The 17,015-nt window shown below is 73.4% G+C and carries 20 protein-coding genes; 10 read left to right on the plus strand and 10 right to left on the minus strand.

The annotated features are described in order from the left end of the window. Window positions 1–63 precede the first annotated feature (63 nt). Both ACQPXD_RS29475 and ACQPXD_RS29480 read left to right on the plus strand, forming a co-directional pair. Window positions 64–633, plus strand: coding sequence for a TetR/AcrR family transcriptional regulator (locus ACQPXD_RS29475; RefSeq protein WP_432824566.1), 570 nt, complete (start codon window positions 64–66; stop codon window positions 631–633). A gap of 29 nt (window positions 634–662) precedes the next feature. Continuing rightward, window positions 663–1,508, plus strand: coding sequence for an MBL fold metallo-hydrolase (locus ACQPXD_RS29480; protein ID WP_432824567.1), 846 nt, complete (start codon window positions 663–665; stop codon window positions 1,506–1,508). Here ACQPXD_RS29480 and ACQPXD_RS29485 read toward each other — a convergent pair. From ACQPXD_RS29485 to ACQPXD_RS29495, 3 genes are all read right to left on the minus strand, one after another. Beyond that, window positions 1,455–2,585: a SigB/SigF/SigG family RNA polymerase sigma factor gene (locus ACQPXD_RS29485; RefSeq protein ID WP_432824568.1), complete on the minus strand. Its 1,131-nt coding sequence runs from the start codon at window positions 2,583–2,585 to the stop codon at window positions 1,455–1,457. The two genes, ACQPXD_RS29480 and ACQPXD_RS29485, sit on opposite strands and share 54 nt — an antisense overlap. A gap of 145 nt (window positions 2,586–2,730) precedes the next feature. Further along, window positions 2,731–3,195 (minus strand): SRPBCC family protein, encoded by a 465-nt coding sequence (locus ACQPXD_RS29490; protein WP_432824569.1) that lies wholly within the window; start codon window positions 3,193–3,195, stop codon window positions 2,731–2,733. Between the two features lie 578 nt (window positions 3,196–3,773). Next, window positions 3,774–5,216 carry an MFS transporter gene (locus ACQPXD_RS29495; protein ID WP_432824570.1) on the minus strand — a complete coding sequence of 481 codons (1,443 nt, stop codon included), beginning with the start codon at window positions 5,214–5,216 and terminating at the stop codon, window positions 3,774–3,776. Between the two features lie 179 nt (window positions 5,217–5,395). Between ACQPXD_RS29495 and ACQPXD_RS29500 the strand changes: the two genes are divergently transcribed. After that, a complete protein-coding gene (locus ACQPXD_RS29500) occupies window positions 5,396–5,866 on the plus strand; it encodes a MarR family winged helix-turn-helix transcriptional regulator (protein ID WP_432824571.1) in 471 nt (156 codons plus the stop codon). A 16-nt stretch (window positions 5,867–5,882) separates the two neighbouring features. Here ACQPXD_RS29500 and ACQPXD_RS29505 read toward each other — a convergent pair whose 3' ends face one another. Then, window positions 5,883–6,029: a hypothetical protein gene (locus ACQPXD_RS29505; RefSeq protein WP_432824572.1), complete on the minus strand. Its 147-nt coding sequence runs from the start codon at window positions 6,027–6,029 to the stop codon at window positions 5,883–5,885. Window positions 6,030–6,308: 279 nt separating this feature from the next. Here ACQPXD_RS29505 and ACQPXD_RS29510 point away from each other — a divergent pair, with 279 nt between their 5' ends. Continuing rightward, a complete protein-coding gene (locus ACQPXD_RS29510) occupies window positions 6,309–7,118 on the plus strand; it encodes a hypothetical protein (protein ID WP_432824573.1) in 810 nt (269 codons plus the stop codon). On the opposite strand, the gene ACQPXD_RS29515 is transcribed toward ACQPXD_RS29510, so the two are convergent. Beyond that, complete coding sequence (locus ACQPXD_RS29515; RefSeq protein WP_432824574.1) at window positions 7,023–8,135, minus strand: alpha/beta fold hydrolase; 1,113 nt, start codon at window positions 8,133–8,135, stop codon at window positions 7,023–7,025. The two genes, ACQPXD_RS29510 and ACQPXD_RS29515, sit on opposite strands and share 96 nt — an antisense overlap. 70 nt (window positions 8,136–8,205) lie before the next feature. Here ACQPXD_RS29515 and ACQPXD_RS29520 point away from each other — a divergent pair, with 70 nt between their 5' ends. Next, the gene (locus ACQPXD_RS29520; RefSeq protein WP_432824575.1) at window positions 8,206–8,721 is read left to right on the plus strand and encodes a PadR family transcriptional regulator; all 516 of its coding nucleotides are present in this window, start codon (window positions 8,206–8,208) and stop codon (window positions 8,719–8,721) included. A 12-nt stretch (window positions 8,722–8,733) separates the two neighbouring features. On the opposite strand, the gene surE is transcribed toward ACQPXD_RS29520, so the two are convergent. After that, on the minus strand, window positions 8,734–9,558 hold the full coding sequence (surE, locus tag ACQPXD_RS29525) for a 5'/3'-nucleotidase SurE (protein WP_432824576.1): 825 nt from the start codon (window positions 9,556–9,558) through the stop codon (window positions 8,734–8,736). Between the two features lie 246 nt (window positions 9,559–9,804). Here surE and ACQPXD_RS29530 point away from each other — a divergent pair, with 246 nt between their 5' ends. The 3 genes from ACQPXD_RS29530 to ACQPXD_RS29540 all read left to right on the plus strand — a co-directional run bounded on the left by ACQPXD_RS29530 (window position 9,805) and on the right by ACQPXD_RS29540 (window position 11,868). Then, the gene (locus ACQPXD_RS29530) at window positions 9,805–10,083 is read left to right on the plus strand and encodes a chemotaxis protein CheB (RefSeq protein ID WP_432824577.1); all 279 of its coding nucleotides are present in this window, start codon (window positions 9,805–9,807) and stop codon (window positions 10,081–10,083) included. Further along, the gene (locus ACQPXD_RS29535; protein ID WP_432824578.1) at window positions 10,080–10,829 is read left to right on the plus strand and encodes an ATP-binding protein; all 750 of its coding nucleotides are present in this window, start codon (window positions 10,080–10,082) and stop codon (window positions 10,827–10,829) included. The genes ACQPXD_RS29530 and ACQPXD_RS29535 overlap by 4 nt, the downstream gene beginning before the upstream one ends. Window positions 10,830–11,136: 307 nt before the next feature. Next, on the plus strand, window positions 11,137–11,868 hold the full coding sequence (locus tag ACQPXD_RS29540; protein WP_432824579.1) for a hypothetical protein: 732 nt from the start codon (window positions 11,137–11,139) through the stop codon (window positions 11,866–11,868). 409 nt (window positions 11,869–12,277) lie between these two features. Here ACQPXD_RS29540 and ACQPXD_RS29545 read toward each other — a convergent pair whose 3' ends face one another. Then, on the minus strand, window positions 12,278–13,147 hold the full coding sequence (locus ACQPXD_RS29545; protein WP_432824580.1) for a DUF72 domain-containing protein: 870 nt from the start codon (window positions 13,145–13,147) through the stop codon (window positions 12,278–12,280). A gap of 52 nt (window positions 13,148–13,199) precedes the next feature. Between ACQPXD_RS29545 and ACQPXD_RS29550 the strand changes: the two genes are divergently transcribed. Continuing rightward, window positions 13,200–13,484 (plus strand): aldo/keto reductase, encoded by a 285-nt coding sequence (locus ACQPXD_RS29550; RefSeq protein ID WP_432824581.1) that lies wholly within the window; start codon window positions 13,200–13,202, stop codon window positions 13,482–13,484. On the opposite strand, the gene ACQPXD_RS29555 is transcribed toward ACQPXD_RS29550, so the two are convergent. Beyond that, window positions 13,481–13,828 carry a cytoplasmic protein gene (locus ACQPXD_RS29555; protein WP_432824582.1) on the minus strand — a complete coding sequence of 116 codons (348 nt, stop codon included), beginning with the start codon at window positions 13,826–13,828 and terminating at the stop codon, window positions 13,481–13,483. The two genes, ACQPXD_RS29550 and ACQPXD_RS29555, sit on opposite strands and share 4 nt — an antisense overlap. A 23-nt stretch (window positions 13,829–13,851) precedes the next feature. On the opposite strand from ACQPXD_RS29555, the gene ACQPXD_RS29560 reads away from it, so the two are divergent. Beyond that, window positions 13,852–14,463: a TetR/AcrR family transcriptional regulator gene (locus ACQPXD_RS29560; RefSeq protein ID WP_432824583.1), complete on the plus strand. Its 612-nt coding sequence runs from the start codon at window positions 13,852–13,854 to the stop codon at window positions 14,461–14,463. A gap of 592 nt (window positions 14,464–15,055) precedes the next feature. Here ACQPXD_RS29560 and ACQPXD_RS29565 read toward each other — a convergent pair. Together ACQPXD_RS29565 and manD are read right to left on the minus strand one after the other, a co-directional pair. Continuing rightward, complete coding sequence (locus ACQPXD_RS29565) at window positions 15,056–15,712, minus strand: HAD family hydrolase (RefSeq protein WP_432824584.1); 657 nt, start codon at window positions 15,710–15,712, stop codon at window positions 15,056–15,058. A gap of 93 nt (window positions 15,713–15,805) precedes the next feature. Further along, on the minus strand, window positions 15,806–17,014 hold the full coding sequence (manD, locus tag ACQPXD_RS29570; protein ID WP_432824585.1) for a D-mannonate dehydratase ManD: 1,209 nt from the start codon (window positions 17,012–17,014) through the stop codon (window positions 15,806–15,808). Window position 17,015: the final 1 nt, after the last annotated feature.

A 17,015-nucleotide genomic window follows, 5' to 3' on the forward strand; every position in this document is an offset into this window, starting at 1 on the left:
GACCCCCGTTTAGCCCGGTCTACGATATGGGGTGCCCCTCCAATTCGTCAAAGGAGGCCTCCGATGAGCGAGCAGCCCCGGCCGGTCCGGGCCGACGGGCGGCGCAACCGGGAGCGCATCCTGGCCGCGGCCGCGCAGGTCGTGGCGCGTGACGGCGCGGGCGCGTCGCTGGAGGAGATCGCCCGCCGGGCCGGGGTCGGCTCGGCGACGCTGCACCGGCACTTCCGCTCCCGCGACGCGCTGCTCGACGAGGTGTTCCGCGACGGGGTGGAGCAGCTGCGCCACCGCGCCGACCGGCTGGCCGCCGAGGACCCGGCGCACGGGCTGATGACCTGGCTCGCGGAGCTGGCCGCCTACACCGCGGGCACGCGCGGCCTGGCCGCGTCGCTGGCGCCGCGCGGCTACGCGCCGGCCGGTGACGCCGGCGGCTGCCACGACATCGTCCGCGACGCGGCCGCGAGCCTGGCCGCGCTGGCCGAGCGGGCGGGCACCCTGCGCCCCGGCGTCGCCGTGGACGACCTGCTCGACCTGGTCAACGGCATCGCGATCGCCGCCGAGCCGGACCCGCGGCGGGCCGCCCGGCTGTTCGGGCTCGCCATGGCGGGGCTGCGCCCGCCCGGTCCGCCCGTGTGAGGCGGGCCGGACCGGGTAGTCGGCCCGGCATGGAGACCTCGGCGACGTTCATCGGGACCGCCACGGTGCTGCTGCGCCTCGGCGGGTTCACCCTGCTCACCGACCCGAACTTCCTGCACCGGGGGCAGCGGGCGTATCTCGGGCACGGGCTGTGGAGCCGGCGGCGCACTGAGCCCGCCCTGCGGCCCGGCCAGCTGCCGGCGCTCGACGGGATCGTGCTGTCGCACCTGCACGGCGACCACTTCGACCGGGTGGCCCGCCGGGAGCTGCCGCGGGAGCTGCCGGTCGTCACCACCCCGCAGGCGGCGCGGCGGCTGCGCACCTGGGAGTTCGGCGGCGCGCTCGGGCTCGGCGTGTGGGAGGACGTGGTGTGGCGGCGCGGGGACGAGACGCTGCGCATCACCGCGGTGCCGGCGCGGCACGGACCGCCCGCGGTCGACCTGGCGATGCCCCAGACGATGGGCAGCATCATCGACTGGGAGGGGGACGGGCGGCGGCTGCGGGTGTACGTCAGCGGCGACACCCGGTTCCGCCCGCGGGTGCTGCGGGAGATCCCGCGCCGTTTCGGCGCCGTGGACGCGGCGCTGCTGCACCTGGGCGGGACCCGGATCCTGGGCGTGCTGGTGACCATGGACGCGCGGGACGGGGTGGCCCTGGCCGAGCTGGTGCGCCCGGAGCGGATCGTGCCTATTCACTACGACGACTACCCGGTGTTCCGCGATCCGCTGTCGAACTTCCTGCAGCTGGCGTCCGCCCGCGGGCTCGGCGGGCGGGTCCGGCCGGTGTTCCGGGGCGAGACCGTCGACCTGGGCCCGCAGCGGTCACTCGCGCAGCTGGCGGCGCAGGAAGTCCAGCGAGTGGGTCAGCAGCCGTGAGACGTGCATCTGCGACATGCCGACCCGATCGGCGATCTCGGTCTGGGTGAGGTTGCCGTAGAAGCGCAGGGCCAGGATGCGCCGCTCGCGCTCGGGCAGGCGCTCGATCAGCACGCGCAGCGACTCGCGGTACTCGACCAGGCTGTACTCCGACGCCTCGCCGCCGACGGTGTCGGCGATCGTGGTCGTCTCGTCGGCGGTGCGGGTCGGGGTGTCCAGCGAGATCGGGCGGTACGCGTGGCCCGCGCCGAGCACCTCGACGATCTCCTCCGCACCGGCCTGCACGTCCGCGGCGAGATCGGCGATCGTCGGGGCCCGGCCGAGGCGCTGGGTGAGCTCGTCGCGGGAGTGGTTGACCTGCAGCCGCAGCTCCTGCAGGCGGCGGGGCAGCCGCACGCCCCAGGTCCGGTCCCGGAAGTGGCGCTTGATCTCGCCCGCGATCGTGGGTGTGGCGTAGGCGCCGAACTCGATGCCGCGGGACGGGTCGAACCCGTCGACCGCCTTCAGCAGGCCCAGCGCGGCCACCTGCATGAGGTCGGCGAACGGTTCCCCGGCCCCGCCGTAGCGGCGGGCGATCTGGCGGGCCGTGGGCAGACAGACCTCGATCACCTCGTCGCGGGCGCGGCGGCGGCCCGGGTCGGCGGGGTCGAACCGGTGCAGCCGGGTGAGCAGCTCGGTGACCTCCGCAGGCCAGTGGCCGTGGCCGAGGTGCAGGTCGTCGAGGTCGATCGGGAGGCGGCGGCGCTGGGCGAGCGGCCAGTCGAGGTCGTCGTACGCCCCGAGCTGCTTCGCCACGCCGGCGATCTCCAGCGCGGTGAGCACCGTGCGGGCCGGGCCGGCCAGGCGCAGCCCGCCGTCGAGGTGCTCCGCGCGCCGCCGCAGGTACAGCAGGACCTTGATCGCCGCCGCGTCGAGCAGCCGCAGGCCGCAGACGTCGAGGACGATGTGCCGGGACCCGGCGTCGAACCGTTCGAACACCACCTGGCGCAGGTAGGGCGCGGACGCGTAGTCGAGGACCCCGGTCAGCTCCAGCAGACTCTCGCGCCGCCGGGTGGACAACGTGACCGCCAGCTCCATGGCACCTCCCCCACGCCGCTCGCCGCGACGCCGTCGATGGCTGGTACCCATCGCGGGCTCAGCCCAAACGGAGTACGGCAGGCGGCCGGGGCGCAGCCGGCCCCGCCCGGGACGGGCGGGACCGGTGACGGCGGGACCGGGCGGGTCAGGCGCCGGGGCGCGGGATGTCGCCGCGCCACGCGCCGGTGGCCTGGCCGCGGTGCTCGACGAACTCCTTGAAGCGCCGGGTGTCGGCCTTGACCTGCATGTCGTCGGCGCCGATGGCGCTGCCGGCCTTCTCGGTGAGGTTCTGCGGCTGCCACTCCAGCTGCACCGTCACCCGGGTCTCCTGGTCGCCGAGGCGGTGGAAGGTGACCACGCCGGCGTGGCTGGTGTCGCCCCCGACGCTCTTCCAGGCGATGCGCTCGTCCGGGTGCTGTTCGGTGATCTCGGCGTCGAACTCGCGCCGCACCCCGCCGATCTTGGTCACCCAGTGCGTGTGCCGGTCGTCGAGCTGGCGGATCTCCTCGACGCCGCTCATGAACTGCGGGAACGACTCGAACTGGGTCCACTGGTCGTAGGCGGTGTGTACCGGGACGTGCACGTCGACGGACTCGGTGACCGTACTCATGTCGACCTCCTTACGCTCGGTTCTCCCTCTCGGGGTGCCCGTCCGGAGGCGACGGAAACGTCGGCCGCGCCGCGGCGCGCCGGCCCGGTCCCGCCGTGATGCTCCGAGTGCGGCCGGCGTGGCCAGCCCGCCACCGCCATACTCTGCCCGTCCCGGTACCCCACATCGGCCGCCGCCCGGGCACCGGCATCGCCGGCCCCCGCGAGCATGGCGGCCACGTGGTGCCCGGCCCGCGCGTCCCGACGCGCCGGGCCGGGCGCGGCCGGCGATCACGCCCCACCCGCCGGGTGCCGGCCGCCGCGGAGCACGGCGCAGCGACCGGAAGTCTCCGCGATCATGCTGTACCCGCCGCCGGCACCAACGGTTTTTCATGATCACGGAGTGCTGATGTACCCCCGTGTACCACAAGTCTCCGGGATCATGGCAAACCCGTGCTGCGGCCACCGCGGGCATCATGATCACGGAGACATACGTCCGCCCCGCCCCACGCAGCGGATGTTCCGCATGGCGCATGCAACATCCGCAACGTCCGCCCCGCCGCGCCGCCCGACATGAACCACCACGATCAGGCGCTGCCCTCATACACCACGACGGCGGACGCGCCATGAAACTGCACGTTCCCTTGGGGTCGGCGATCCCGGTTGCGGGGGTTTTGGCTGTTCAGAATCGGCTGTCGCCTGGCGGCGTCGGGGCAGGCCGAAGACGACGGCCGCGACCGCTGCGAGGCCGGCGCCGATGGCGCCCATGGCAAATCCGATGCGGTACGCCTGCTCCGACGGGATCGCCGTGTGCGCAATGGTACTGCGCGCGAGCACAGCCGCGGTGCCTGCGCCAGCGATCGCGCCGCCGACGAGCCGGAGCAGGCTGTTGACCGCGCTGGCCACTGCGGTTTCGTCGGGGCTGACGTGTTCGACGGCCATGGTGCCCAGGGCGGCGAAGGCAAGTCCGATGCCGATGCCGAGCAGGGCGGTGGCCGCGTAGATGTCGTATCGGTGTGCGTGCGACACGGCGAGCCAGAGGCTGGCCAGGGCGGTGAGGGCTGATCCCGCTGCGACCAGCGTGGTGGCCGCGAACCGGCGCATCAGCAGGCCGGCCTGGGTGGAGACCAGGATCATGAGCAAGGTGGTGGGGAGCAGGTCGAGGCCCGCCTGCAGGACCGAAGCGCCGAAGCCGTATCCGGCCTGGGTGGGGGTCTGGACGAAGTTGGGTATGAGGGTGAACCCACTGTAGAGCGCGAAGCCGACCAGCAGAGCGCAGACGCTGGCGCCGACGGTGCCGCGGTGGGTGAGCATGGCGGTGTCGACCAGCGGGGCCGGGCTGCGGCGCTCGACGAGGATCCACACGATGCCGAGGACGACGGCGCCGCCGAGCAGGGCGAGAATGCAAGGGCTGGTCCATCCCCAGGCGCTGCCCTGGCTCATGCCGAGCAGGAGGCTGACCAGCGTGCCGGTCAACAGCGCGGCGCCCGGGAGGTCGAGGCGGGCCCGGCGCGGCGGCGCGGGGTCGTGGACGACGAGGGCCGCGAACAGGGCGGCGGTCACGGCGATGCCGGCGATGGCCCAGAAGACGGCACGGTACCCGTCGGTGTAGTTGGCGACGACGCCGGCGAGCACGAGTCCGCCGCCGACGCCGATGCCGCCCGTGGCGGACACGACGCCGAGCCCGGTGGCAAGTTTCTCGCGGGGCAGTGCGCTGCGGACGATGCCGATAGCCAGCGGCAGGGTGGCCATCGAGATGCCTTGCAAGACGCGGGCGGCGATCAGGGTGGCGATCGAGGTGGAGAACGCACCCAGCACCGATCCGGTGATCAGGGCGGCCATGGTGAACAGCAGGACGGGTCGCCGTCCGTACGTGTCCCCCAGCCGGCCGAGCAGCGGTGTGGCCACCGCGCCGACGAGGAGGCTGACCGTGAAGGCCCATGCCACCGTCGTCAACGGCGCGTGCAGCGCGCTCTGCAGGCGGCCCAGCAGGGGCAGTACCGCGCTCTGCTGGATCGATGAGGCGGCCACGACCGCGGCCACGGCGATCACGGTCAGCCTCGGATTTGCGTGAGCTGCCGCCGCCGGTGATACGGGTGTCTGTACCGTGCGCATTTCGTTACCTAACTTCGTTAGACTTTCGAGGTCGGAGTTGGCCTGGGCCGGCTCCGGGGATGGCCCAACTATATACCTAAGTTAGGTATTCAATTTGGAGTGTGGTCATGACCACAGCAGCGTCCGGGGAACTGCTGGCCCGGCTGGGTGCGCTGGGCGCCGCAGTCAACCGGGGCGCGTTGTACGAGGCGGCCGTGGCGGCGACCGGCGCCGCCCTCGAGCGACCCGCCATCAACGTCCTCGCCGTGCTGAACGCAGCCGGCGGACCGCGCCGGGTCGGCGAGATCGCGGCCCAGATGCAGGTGGAGGGTCCACACGTGACCCGCCATGTCCACCGGCTCGAACAGCGCGGCATGGTCAGGACGGTGGTTGACCCCGATGATCGCCGAGCTCGCCTCGTCGAGATCACGCCGGTCGGCCAACAGGCCATCGACCGCTACCTGTCGGTAGTCCTGGGCTGGCTCGACTCCGCACTGGACGGCTGGTCCGAGCACGACCGTACGGAGCTGTTCCACCTCGCCGGTCGACTCTTCGATGACCTGACCGCCCAGCTGGCGCGGTACGAACAGCCGGACTGACTCCGCGCTCGCTGGCTCAGCAGGCCACCCCGCCGGCGCACGACTTCGTCGTCGCCTCCGCCCGATCCCGCCCGAACCGCAACTCCCGCAGGAGGCCATCCGCCACGGGCTCGACCCGCAGCTCCCCATCGAGCACCGTCCAATACCCGTCACCGGACGGCATCCGCACACGAAACACTCGGGGCACGCGACCTTCGCCTCCTGTTGATCAGCAACGTCGCGCCACTGAACAACACCCCGAGAGAAGCGATGCACAGACCTACAGCAGGGCGGTCAACACACCGCCAGGCAACGGGTCACCGACCCCGAGAGAGCGTTGGTGTCGGCGGCGGGTGGAGCATGAATCGCGGAGACTTCCGGTCGCTGCGCCGTGCGGCCCGCGGTGTACACCGTCCAGCGGCGCTGGTGGTTGCGGTCTTGCGGGGCGGTCGACAATGTGCGCGTGAGCGACCTTTTATCCAACCGGGCCGAGGCGCCCGAACCGCTGCACCGTCCGGTCGACCACGCCGAGCATACGGCGTTGAAGGCCCGGCTGGTCCGGCTCGAGCAGCTGTGCGGGCTCGGCCAGGCGCAGCCCGGCGAGGAGGGCCCTCACCTCCCCGCCTGGCTGCGCCCGACCGCCGGTGAGCACCGGCTGCCCGTGACGATCGCCCTGCTGATCATCCTCGGGCTGCAGCTGAGCATCCCCAGCGAGCTGGCGTTCCCCCCGAAGTTCGTGCTGCCGTCGCTGGAGCTGCTGCTCTACGCCGTGCTCACCGTCGCCAACCCGCGGCGGATCAACCGCGAGTCGCGCCTGGCCCGGGTCGCCGGGCTGCTGCTCGTGCTCGCCGCCAGCCTGGCCACCGCGTACTCGGCCGGGCGGCTCGTCTACCGGCTGGCCACCGGCCACGGCGGCACCGACGCCGTGGCGCTGCTGCTGCAGGGCGGTGCGATCTGGCTGACCAACATCATCGTCTTCGCGTTGTGGTACTGGGAGTTCGACCGCGGCGGGCCGGCCGCCCGGGCCAACGCCCGCCGCGTCCGTCCCGACTTCCTGTTCACCCAGATGACCTCGCCGGAGCTGGCCGACCGGGACTGGGAGCCGGGCATCGTCGACTATCTGTACCTGTCCTTCACCAACGCCACCGCGTTCAGCCCGACCGACACGCTGCCGCTGTCACGCTGGGCGAAGCTCGCCATGATGTTCCAGTCCGGCGTCTCCCTGGTCACCGTCGCCCTGGTGGTGGCGCGCGCGGTGAACATTTTCCAGTAGCGCCGCGATGACCCGGTCGGGGGCGAGGAAGGGCGCCATGTGGCCCAGTCCGTCCAGCGGCACGAAGGCCTTGCCGGGTGCCTCGATCCGCTCGGCGTACTCCTCGGCCAGCTCGGGCAGGGCGAACACGTCCCGCGTGCCGTGCAGGAGCACCACCGGCACCGCGAAGCGGGTGCCGAGCGTCTCGGGCGTGACCGCCATCGTCTCCGCGTAGAGGTGCTGGGGGAAGACCGTGACGTCGGTGAACCAGCCGAGGACGTCCCGCACGGAGTACCCGGGCATGAACAGCGTCCGGGTCAGGGCGGTCCGCTGCCAGGCGCGCCCCTCGGGGTCGAGGCTCATGGTGTAGCGCAGCCGGCGGATCCAGTCCGTCCGGTCGGGATAGGGCGGCGGGCCGAGCGCGGCCAGTCCCCCGGCCGCGCGGCGCCGGCCCGCCGAGCGGGCCTGGGCGAGCAGCCGCTCGTAGACGATCGACTCGTTGCGCGGCATGTCCACCATCTGGCTCATGCCGACGTAGGCGTGGAAGAGGTCGGGCCGGCGGCGGGCCATGCCGATGCCGACCACGGTGCCCTGGGAGTGTCCCGCGAGGACCACCCGGTCCTGCCCCAGGCGCTGCCGCAGGTGCTCGACGAGCTCCACACCGTCGGCGACGAAGCGGTCGAACGTCCAGTCGGCGTCGCCGGAGCCGCGCCCCGCGCGGCGGGTCCGCCCGACCGTGCGGCGGTCCCACTGCACCACGGTGAAGTGCCGCTCCCAGGAGGTGTACAGCGGCGTGAGCGGGATCATCGAGGCGCCGTGCGCGTGCAGCATCAGCAGCACCGGGTTGGCCCGGTCGGCACCCCGGATCTGCACCCACTGGTCCACCCCGCCGATCCGCACGTACCCCTGCTCGTCGATGCCGGACGGCGGCAGGGCGAGCCGGCGCGCGACGGCCCGGCGGCGCAGCGCGACGAACCCGGCCGGGGCGGCGATCACGATCGCGATCACGGCGGCCACCGTGAGCGGCATCCATGTCATGGGGAGAACATGACATGACGAAATCTACCTGTCAATATCTTGGTGTGTAGGGTGTCGGCAGGAGGTTCCCATGTCGTTGCGGTTCGCCCTGCTCGGGTTGCTCGCGGAAGAGCCGTCGAGCGGGTACGACCTGGCCCGTAAGTTCGAGCGGAACCTGCGCCGCTACGCCTGGCACGCCCAGCACAGCCAGATCTACCCGGAGCTGAACCGGCTCGCCGCCGACGGCCTCGCGACGGTCGTCGAGGAGGGCCCGCGGGGGCGGCGCACCTACGCGATCACCGACGCGGGCCGCACCGAGCTGCGTGCCTGGGTGCTGGACCCCAACGACGAGCCGGTCGTGCGCAACGAGCACACCCTCAAGCTCTTCCTGCTGTCCACATTGGACGCCGAAGACGCCCGGAAGGTGCTGCGGTACCAGGCCGAGGGCAGCCTGCAGGAGTACGAGCGCCTCCGCGCGGCGATCGACGAGGCCGACCGGGGCGGGCATCCCGCCGTCGCGCTGTTCTCCGCCGAGCTCGGCGCGCGCTACTTCCTGACGCTGCACGAGTGGGCGCTCTGGGCGCTGGACCGCCTCGACGCCGAGTAGGCCGCCGGCCCGTCAGAGCTCGGGCCAGGCGCCGGGCGGCGGCTCCAGCCCGGGGTTGGCGGTGGGCGGGGTCACCGCGGTGACGGTCGCGTAGCCCTCGGCGAGCAGGGCGATGTCCGAGCCCGGCACGAGCCGCTCGCCCCGCTCCTCGATCGACGTGCGCACGTAGCCCTTGCCGTGCTCGGCGATCGCCATCTGCACCTGGCCGAACGGGGCGAGCGTGGCCCGGCGCAGGCCGCGCAGCACGTCCGCCGGGCGGTCCGGCACGTTGAGGTTGAGCACGGTGCCGGGCGGGGCGGCGGCCAGCCAGGACAGCAGCCGGGCCGCGAGGTCGGCGGCGCCCGCCCAGTGGCGGGCGTTGTCGGCGGCCTCGATCAGCGCGGTGAACGCCGCCCCGCCGGAGGCGCTGGACGCCTCGGCCGGGCTGAGCACGTCCAGGGAGACGGCGAGCGCCCGCATGCCGTGGTTCGCCGCGGTCAGCGCCGCGCCGACCGTGCCCGAGTGCAGGATCGCGTGGCCGGCGTTGGCGCCGCGGTTGATGCCGGACAGTACCGCGTCCGGGCGGTCGCCGAAGGCGCCCAGACCCGCCAGGACCGCGATGTACCCGGGCGACGCCTTCACCCCGAAGCCGGGCACGCCGGGCAGGCCGTCGACGGCGACGGTGTCGAGCATCAGCCGCCCGTCCTCGGTGACCGCGGTCAGCGCGGCGCTGGAGCCGCTCGCCTCCGCGCCGGGGGCGGCGACCACCACGTCGTGGCCGAGCGCGTGCACGGCCCGGGCCAGGTGCCGGATGCCCGGCGCGGCGATGCCGTCGTCGTTGGTGATGAGGATCCTCACGCCGACTCCTCGAGGTACTCGATGCGGGTCGATGGTGACGGTCAGCGGCGCCGGGGCGAACACCATCACGCTCGGGGCCATACCTGCCTTGTGCCCCGTGCCGGCCGGGCCAAGCGCGTGGGCCGCCATCCGGCCGCCTGCCCGGTGCCGCGCGATGGTTTTCGTTTGGCTTCCTCCGCCCGAGGGTAGTGGCGGGTGAACACACCCCGGGTCGAGAGAGCTATGAACGACGTAGAGTCACGCAGCATGGTCGATCCCCGCGGGATCGTCGTGGCCGGTGCCTCCGCTGCGGGCGTCGAGGCACTCCGCGCGTTTGCGGCCGCGGAGAACGGTCACCGGCCCGCCGCCGGCCCGCTGTTCCGCACCGCCGCCCGCTGGTGGGGCCCGGCCGCCGTGGGCGTGGTGCTGTCCGGCGACCGCGACGACGGCGCCTACGGCCTCGCCGAGATCGTCCGGCAGGGCAGCACCGCGGTCGAACGGCTGGGCGCCCTGGAGGACGGTGCACCGGTGGACGAGCTGTCATGAGCGCCCAGGAACACACCAAGGACCTGGTCTGCGACCACGAGCCGGGCTTCCCGGTGACCCTGCTGCACGCCACCGGCGCGCTGACCCTGATCACGGTGGCCGAGCTGCGCCGGGCCGGGATGAAGGCGCTGACCGACCAGCCGGAGCTGCTGGTCGTCGACGTGAGCGCGATGGTGGCGGTCGACGACATCGCGCTCACCGCGCTGCCGATGCTGGCCCGCCAGGGTACGGAGACCAGCACCGGGCTCATCGTCGCCGGGCCCGGCCCGGCGCTGCGCGGGCAGCTGGAGCGGATGGGCATCGCCCGGCAGGTCCCGGTGGTGGCCACGCTCGCCGACGCGCTCGCCGAGCACGAGCGGCGGCCCGGCCCGCGTCGCCTGGACCTCGAGCTGGCGCCGGCGCCGGGCGCGACCGCGCAGGCCCGGGCGCTGGTCGACCGCGCCTGCGGTCAGTGGCGCCTGCCGCACCTGGCCGACCATGCGGCGCTGATCGTCACCGAGCTGGTCGCCAACGCCGTCCAGCACGCCGGCACGCGGATCCGTCTCAGCGTGACGCTGCGGCGGCGCCACCTGCACGTCGCCGTCCGCGACGCCTCGCCGCGGCCGCTGCGCCGCTCCGGCGGCGACGAGCAGGAGCCGGGCCGCGGGCTGCTCGTCGTGGAGGGCCTGGCCGCCGCGTGGGGCTGCATGTATACCGGCGGCGGCAAGGTGGTGTGGGCGACGCTGCGGCAGCTGCCGTGGGAATGACGTGACCCGGTGACGCGGGCCGCCCCCGACTTCACCGGCTACAAGCGGGCCAGACGCCACTGCCTTCGGCGACGGCGCGCGGCCGGCGTGGCCGGCCGCCGCCTACACCGAGCTGTTCCCGCGGGCGCCCCTCGCCGTCCCACCCGGCGCCGGCCACGTTCCGTGGCTGGACGATTCCTCCTGGTTCGTCCGGCATCTCGCCGGTCGCGATTTGCCCTGATTCGGCGGATTCGGCGTGTCGACGGCGGCCGATGGATGCGTCCCGCCCGGCCCTCGGGCCCCATGAGCGTTCTGGCAAACTGCCCGCATGCAACGACCGGCGATGCGCCTGACCGTCGGACCACACCCTCCCGCCGTCTACTGGCGCCGCCGTGCGCTCGTCGCGGTGCTGTTCGTCGTGGTGGTCTTGCTCGTCTGGCTCGCCCTGCGCGGCGGCGACGGCGGCAAGCCGGCCGCGGTGCACAGCGCGTCGGCGCCCGCGGCCGCCGCCCCCGGCACCGGCGGCGCGACCGGCCCGGCCGCCGCCACCGGCACGGCCCCGGCCGGGCCGGGCCCGACCGACCTCGCCTCGCCCTCGTTCGTCCAGGCGACCCCGGAGAGCGGCACCGCGGCGGCCACCGAGCGCCCGATGCCCCCGCCCAGCGTGCCGCCGTGCGGCGACGAGCAGATCACGGTGACGGTCGCGGTCAGCCCCTCGCCGGGGGTGCTGGGCGGCACGTTCACGTTCAGCATCGCGATCGCCAACACCACGGCCGGCTGGTGCGCCCGCGACCTCGGCCCCGGCGCCCAGGAGGTCCGCGTCCTGCGCGAGGGCACCCTGCTCTTCTCCTCCGACGAGTGCGCCGCGGACCACCGCAGCGACGTGCGGTCCTTCGCGGCCGGCGACGCGGTCAGCTACCGCTACATGTGGAGCAGCTACCGCACCACGCCGCACACCTGCGCGACCGCCGCGAGCCCCGCCCCGCCCGGCGCCTACCAGGTCGTCGCCCGGATCGGCACGAAGCTCAGCGCACCGGTGACCTTCACGATCAACCGCTGAGCCGCCGGCCGCCGCGGCGCGCGACCGCCGGGGTTCCGCCGACCTCCACCGGCGTGACGGCAGCCGGTGCTCACCGGCGGTCGGGCACAGCCAGGCGGGGAGGTGGGGGCCCTCTTCGCCGGGCTGCGCCTGGCCGAGCCCGCACAGCTGCTCGAGCCGGACCAGCCGGGCCTTCAACGCCGTATGCTCGGCGCAGCGACCGGAAGTCTCCGCGATCATGCGCAACCGGCACCGGCACCAACGGTTTTTCATGATCACGGAGCGGCGATGTACACCCGTGTACCACAAGTCTCCGGGATCATGAAAAACCCGCGACACGGCGACCGCGAACATCATGATCACGGAGGCATACGTCCGCCCGGCGGGCGAGACGGCCGCAACTCCCCGGTGGCCGGCGCCGATTGCCGTTTCAGCTGGTCAGCATGGCTGCAAGCTCGGCGGCGTTGCGCTGGGCGTAGTCCGAATAGCAGTTGTTCATGAGGACGTGGGTGCTGGCGGTCTTCTCGGCCAGGGATCGGACCTTCGGGGCCCAGGACTGCAGTTCCCTGGTGGAGTATAGGTAGCCGAACTTCTCGTGGATGTCGCGGCTGGTCCACCGGTCGCTGTGGCCGTGGAAGCGGATCGCGGCCACATCCGATGTGGCGGCGACCACCGGGGGGATCGAGGAGCGGTGGCCCTGCGGCATGTCGACGACCACGTAGGCCAGGTCGTGGGCGCGCAGGAAGTCCAGCGTCTCCCGCTCGTTGTCGCCGGTGAACCAGGAGGCGTGCCGGAACTCCACCGCGACCCGGTGGGGCTTGCAGCGGGCCGCGACCTCCAGCAGCGTCTGCTTGTTCGACCTGCGGATGGTGAACCACGGCGGGAACTGGAACAGCAGCAGCCCCAGCTTGTCCGCCTCGGCCAGCGGCTCCAGGGCGTCCAGGAAGCGGGCCCACACGTCCTCGTACGTCTGCGCCGGCACGTCCTTCGGGTAGATGTTCGGCTTGGCGGTGTCCGGGCGCAGGTCCTTCGGCAGCGCCGCCACCTTCGTCGGGTGGCCGGTCAGCAGGCTGAAGGCCTTGATGTTGAAGGTGAAGCCGGGCGGGGTGCGCTGCGCCCACAGGCGGGTGGTCTGCTCGTTCGGCGGCGCGTAGTACGTCGAGTCGACCTCGACCAGCGGGAACTGTGTCGCGTAGTAGGCCAGGCGCTGCTCCGCGCTGGTGGCCTCCGGCGGGTACCAGCCCGAGTCCAGCAGCGTGCGGTCCGTCCAGGACGCGGTGCCGACCTTGATCTCGCCCATATCGGAGGTAAATTTCCGCACCGGCGGCCGGTCAAACGTGTCGGGGCCGTGCTTGACTTCGAGTGCGCTCCAGGGCATCTACGACGACCCGGGCAAGCGCGGCGGCCACTGGGCCATGGCCGCCTACGCGGGCCCGGACGCGGACGTCCGGCTGGCCGGCGAGCTCGGGGTGCGCCCGAACCAGCTGGTCCTGGCGTGGCTGCTGCACCGCTCGGCGCCCGGGGCGATCCCGCTCATCGGCCCGCGGACGCTGGAGCAGTTCGAGGCGGCGCTGCCCGCCCTGGACCTCGAGCTGACCCGGGAGCACCTGGCCGCCCTGGACGCCGCGGGCGCCTAGGGCTGTGGCCCCAGCACGCCGGCGCCCGCGGCCGGGGCCGGCTCCTTGAGCTCGACGAAGATGCTGTGGGTCGGCGTCTCGCCCACGTTGTGCCCGGAGTGCTCCTGCGCCCCGACCCAGCGCACGGCGCCGGCCGGCAGGTCCACGTCGACGGCGCGGTGGCCGTCGCTGATGCGCCGGCGGAAGGCGGTCACCGTGTACATCACGCTGTCCGGATGCCGGTGCGGGCGTGTCCGGTCGCCGGGCCGGTCCCGGTACTCCAGCACGCGCACCCGGTCGTTCTCGAAGATCACGGTGTAGTGGTCGGGGTCGGTGACGACGGGATCGTGGGACTCCAGTACCATGGGATTACGGTACCATGATGGCGATGGCAATTCCATATGAGGCGACCGGCCGCACCCAGCAGAAGTCCCGCACCCGCCAGGCCCTGGTCGACGCGGCCCGTGAGCTGCTGGCCGACGGCCTGACCCCCAGGGTCGAGGACGCCGCCGCCCACGCCGGCATCTCCCGCACCACGGCCTACCGCTACTTCGCCAACCAGCGCTCCCTGCTGCTGGCCGCGCAACCGCAGATCCAGCCGGACACCCTGCTCGGCCCCGACGCGCCGGTCGAGCCCCGGGCCCGGCTCGACGCCTTCATGGCCGCGTTCACCCGGTACAACCTGCAGTGGCAGCCGCAGCTGCGCTCCGCGCTGCGTCTCTCCCTCGAACCGCCGGCGCACCAGCCGGCCCCGGCCGAACCGCAACGCCCGCTCCTGCGCCGGGGCCGGGCCATCGCCTGGATCGAGGACGCCCTCGCGCCGCTGCGGCACAGCCACCCCCACGTCGACCGGCACCGGCTCGCCGTCGACATCCGCTCCGCCACGGGCATCGAGTCCCTGATCTGGCTGCAGGACATCGCCGGCCAGACCCCCGAGCAGGCCGGGGAAACGGTGCGCCGCACCGCCCACGCCCTCCTCGACGCCGCGATGCGCGCCTGAGCGTGTTTGGTACGTCGTCGGGCCGCCGGTTGTCGGTCACGTCCGCCGGCGCGGTGGATGAGCCTGGCGTGTCCGCCACAGACCGGCACCGGCACACCCCCTGATGCGCCACGTGCGGTCCGGGGTGGCCGGCCCGCAGCCGCCGCGCTCACCCGCACCCCGGCGCCCTCCGGCACCGCCCGGGAAACCGGCGCCGCCGGCCGCCATGCCCGCCGGCGACCAAGCGGTGCCCGCCCCAACACGCTCGGGGCGGGCGCGATCGCACCCGTCGTGCGCGGCACGGCGCCACGACCGGAAGTCTCCGTGATCATGCGCACCCGGGCATCGACACCAAGGGTTTTTCATGATCGTGGAGCGGTGATGTACCCCTGTGTACCGAAAGGTTCCGGGATCATGGCAAACCCGTGGTGCGGTCACCGCGGACATCATGATCACGGAGACATACGTCCGCCCCCAGCCGCGCGGATCGCCGGTTGCGCCCGCCTGGTGCGACATCCGCACCGCACCGCGCCGCCCCCGGGTCGGCGCTGACCGCTTGTGCCCCCACCGGTGGCCACCGACGCCCAGCCCGCGACGGCCGCCCGACCATCAACTAACGCAGGAGGGCGGGCAGGGCGGCGAGGGCGGCGACGGCCGGGCCGGGCCAGTTCGGGGCGTTGTCGGTGAACTCGGTCGTGCGGACGGTGGTCATGCCGGCCGCCGCCGCGCCCGGCAGTTCGTCGTCGGCGCCGTCGCCGACGTAGACGCAGTCCGCCGGGTCGGTGCCGAGGCGGCCGGCGGCGGCGCGGTAGATCGCCGGGTCGGGCTTGGCCAGGCCGGCCTCGCAGGAGAAGACCGCGGCGTCGAACCGCGCGGCGAGCGGGGTGCCGGGCCACGCCTCGGCGGTGTCCGAGGTGGCGTTGCTGACCAGGGCGAGCGGGTGACCGGCGGCGCGCAACCGGTCCAGCACGGCCAGGGTGGCGGCGGAGGCGGTGGCGAGCAACCGGCGGGCGAGGGCGCGCCGGTGGTCGGCCGCGCGGGTCACCTGGCGCACGCCCGGGGTGGCGCCGAGGCGGCCGGCGAGGATGCGGACCGTTTCCTCGGCGTTCCACCGGACGAGGCGGTCGGGCCAGCTGTCGTGGTAGGCGGTGACGAGGGCGGCCGGGGCGACACCGACGATCAGGGCCATCTCGGCGACCACCCGGTCCCGTTCGTCGTCGGCGCCCGGGATCAGGGTGTTGTAGAGGTCGAAGATCACCGGACGGGCCACGGTCGGATGCTAACCGGGGGGCGGTACCTCGGTGCTGACCCCACCGAGGTGCCGCCCGTCCATGGGGTGGTACGCAACGTCAGCCGCGAAGGTTCACCAGGAGTGCAGGGTGCCGTCGGGCAGGCGGTTCACCGGCAGCGACGCGGCCTGGTACGGATACCGGGCGGCGAGCTCCTCGTCGATGTCGACGCCCAGGCCCGGGGTCTCGGCCGGGTGCAGGTAGCCGTCGGCGAAACGGTACCCGTGCGGGAAGACGGCGTCGGTGGCCTCGCTGTGGGGCATGTACTCCTGCAGGCCGAAGTTCGGCACCGCCAGGTCCAGGTGCAGGGCGGCGGACAGGCAGACCGGCGACAGGTCGGTGGCGCCGTGGCTGCCGGTGCGCACGTGGTGCAGGGCGGCCAGGTCGAAGATGCGGCGCAGGTGGGTGATGCCGCCGGCGTGCACGACCGTGGCGCGGACGTAGTCGATGAGCTGTTCGCGGATGAGCAGCTCGCAGTCCCAGATGGTGTTGAAGACCTCGCCGACCGCCAGGGGGGTGGTGGTGTGCCGGCGGATCAGGCGGTAGCCCTCCTGCAGCTCGGCCGGGACCGGGTCCTCCAGCCAGGTGAGGGCGTGCGGCTCCAGGGACTTGCCGAGGCGGGCGGCCTCGATCGGGGTGAGCCGGTGGTGGACGTCGTGCAGCAGCTTGAGGTGCGGGCCGAACTCGGCGCGGACGCGGGCGAAGACCCGGGGCACGTGGTCGAGGTACCGCTCGGTGTCCCAGACGGCCTCCGACGGGATCGCCGCGTCGGCGGGCTCGTAGACGATGCCGGGCTTGCCGACGCCGTAGGTGGTGGGCAGGCCGGGGACGCCGGTCTGCACCCGCACGGCCCGGTACCCCTGCCCGGTGAAGCGGGCGACCTCGGCCAGGACGCCGTCGGTGTCGGCGGCGCTGGCGTGGCCGTAGACGGTGACGCCCTCGCGGCTGCGGCCGCCGAGCAGCTGGTAGACGGGCAGGCCGGCGACCTTGCCCTTGATGTCCCACAGGGCGGTGTCGACGGCGGCGACGGCGGTCATGGTGACCGGGCCGCGGCGCCAGTAGGCGCCCCGGTACAGGTACTGCCAGGTGTCCTCGATGCGGGCCGGGTCACGGCCGATCAGCGCGGGCACGACGTGGTCGGTGAGGTAGGCGGCGACGGCGAGCTCGCGGCCGTTGAGGGTGGCGTCGCCGACGCCGGTGACGCCGTCGTCGGTGACGAGCTTGAGGGTGACGAAGTTGCGGCCGGGGCAGGTCACGATGACCCGGGCGTCGGCGATGCGCACG

This window comes from Dactylosporangium sp. CA-092794 (genome assembly GCF_050948465.1).
In the GTDB taxonomy this organism is placed as follows: domain Bacteria; phylum Actinomycetota; class Actinomycetes; order Mycobacteriales; family Micromonosporaceae; genus Dactylosporangium.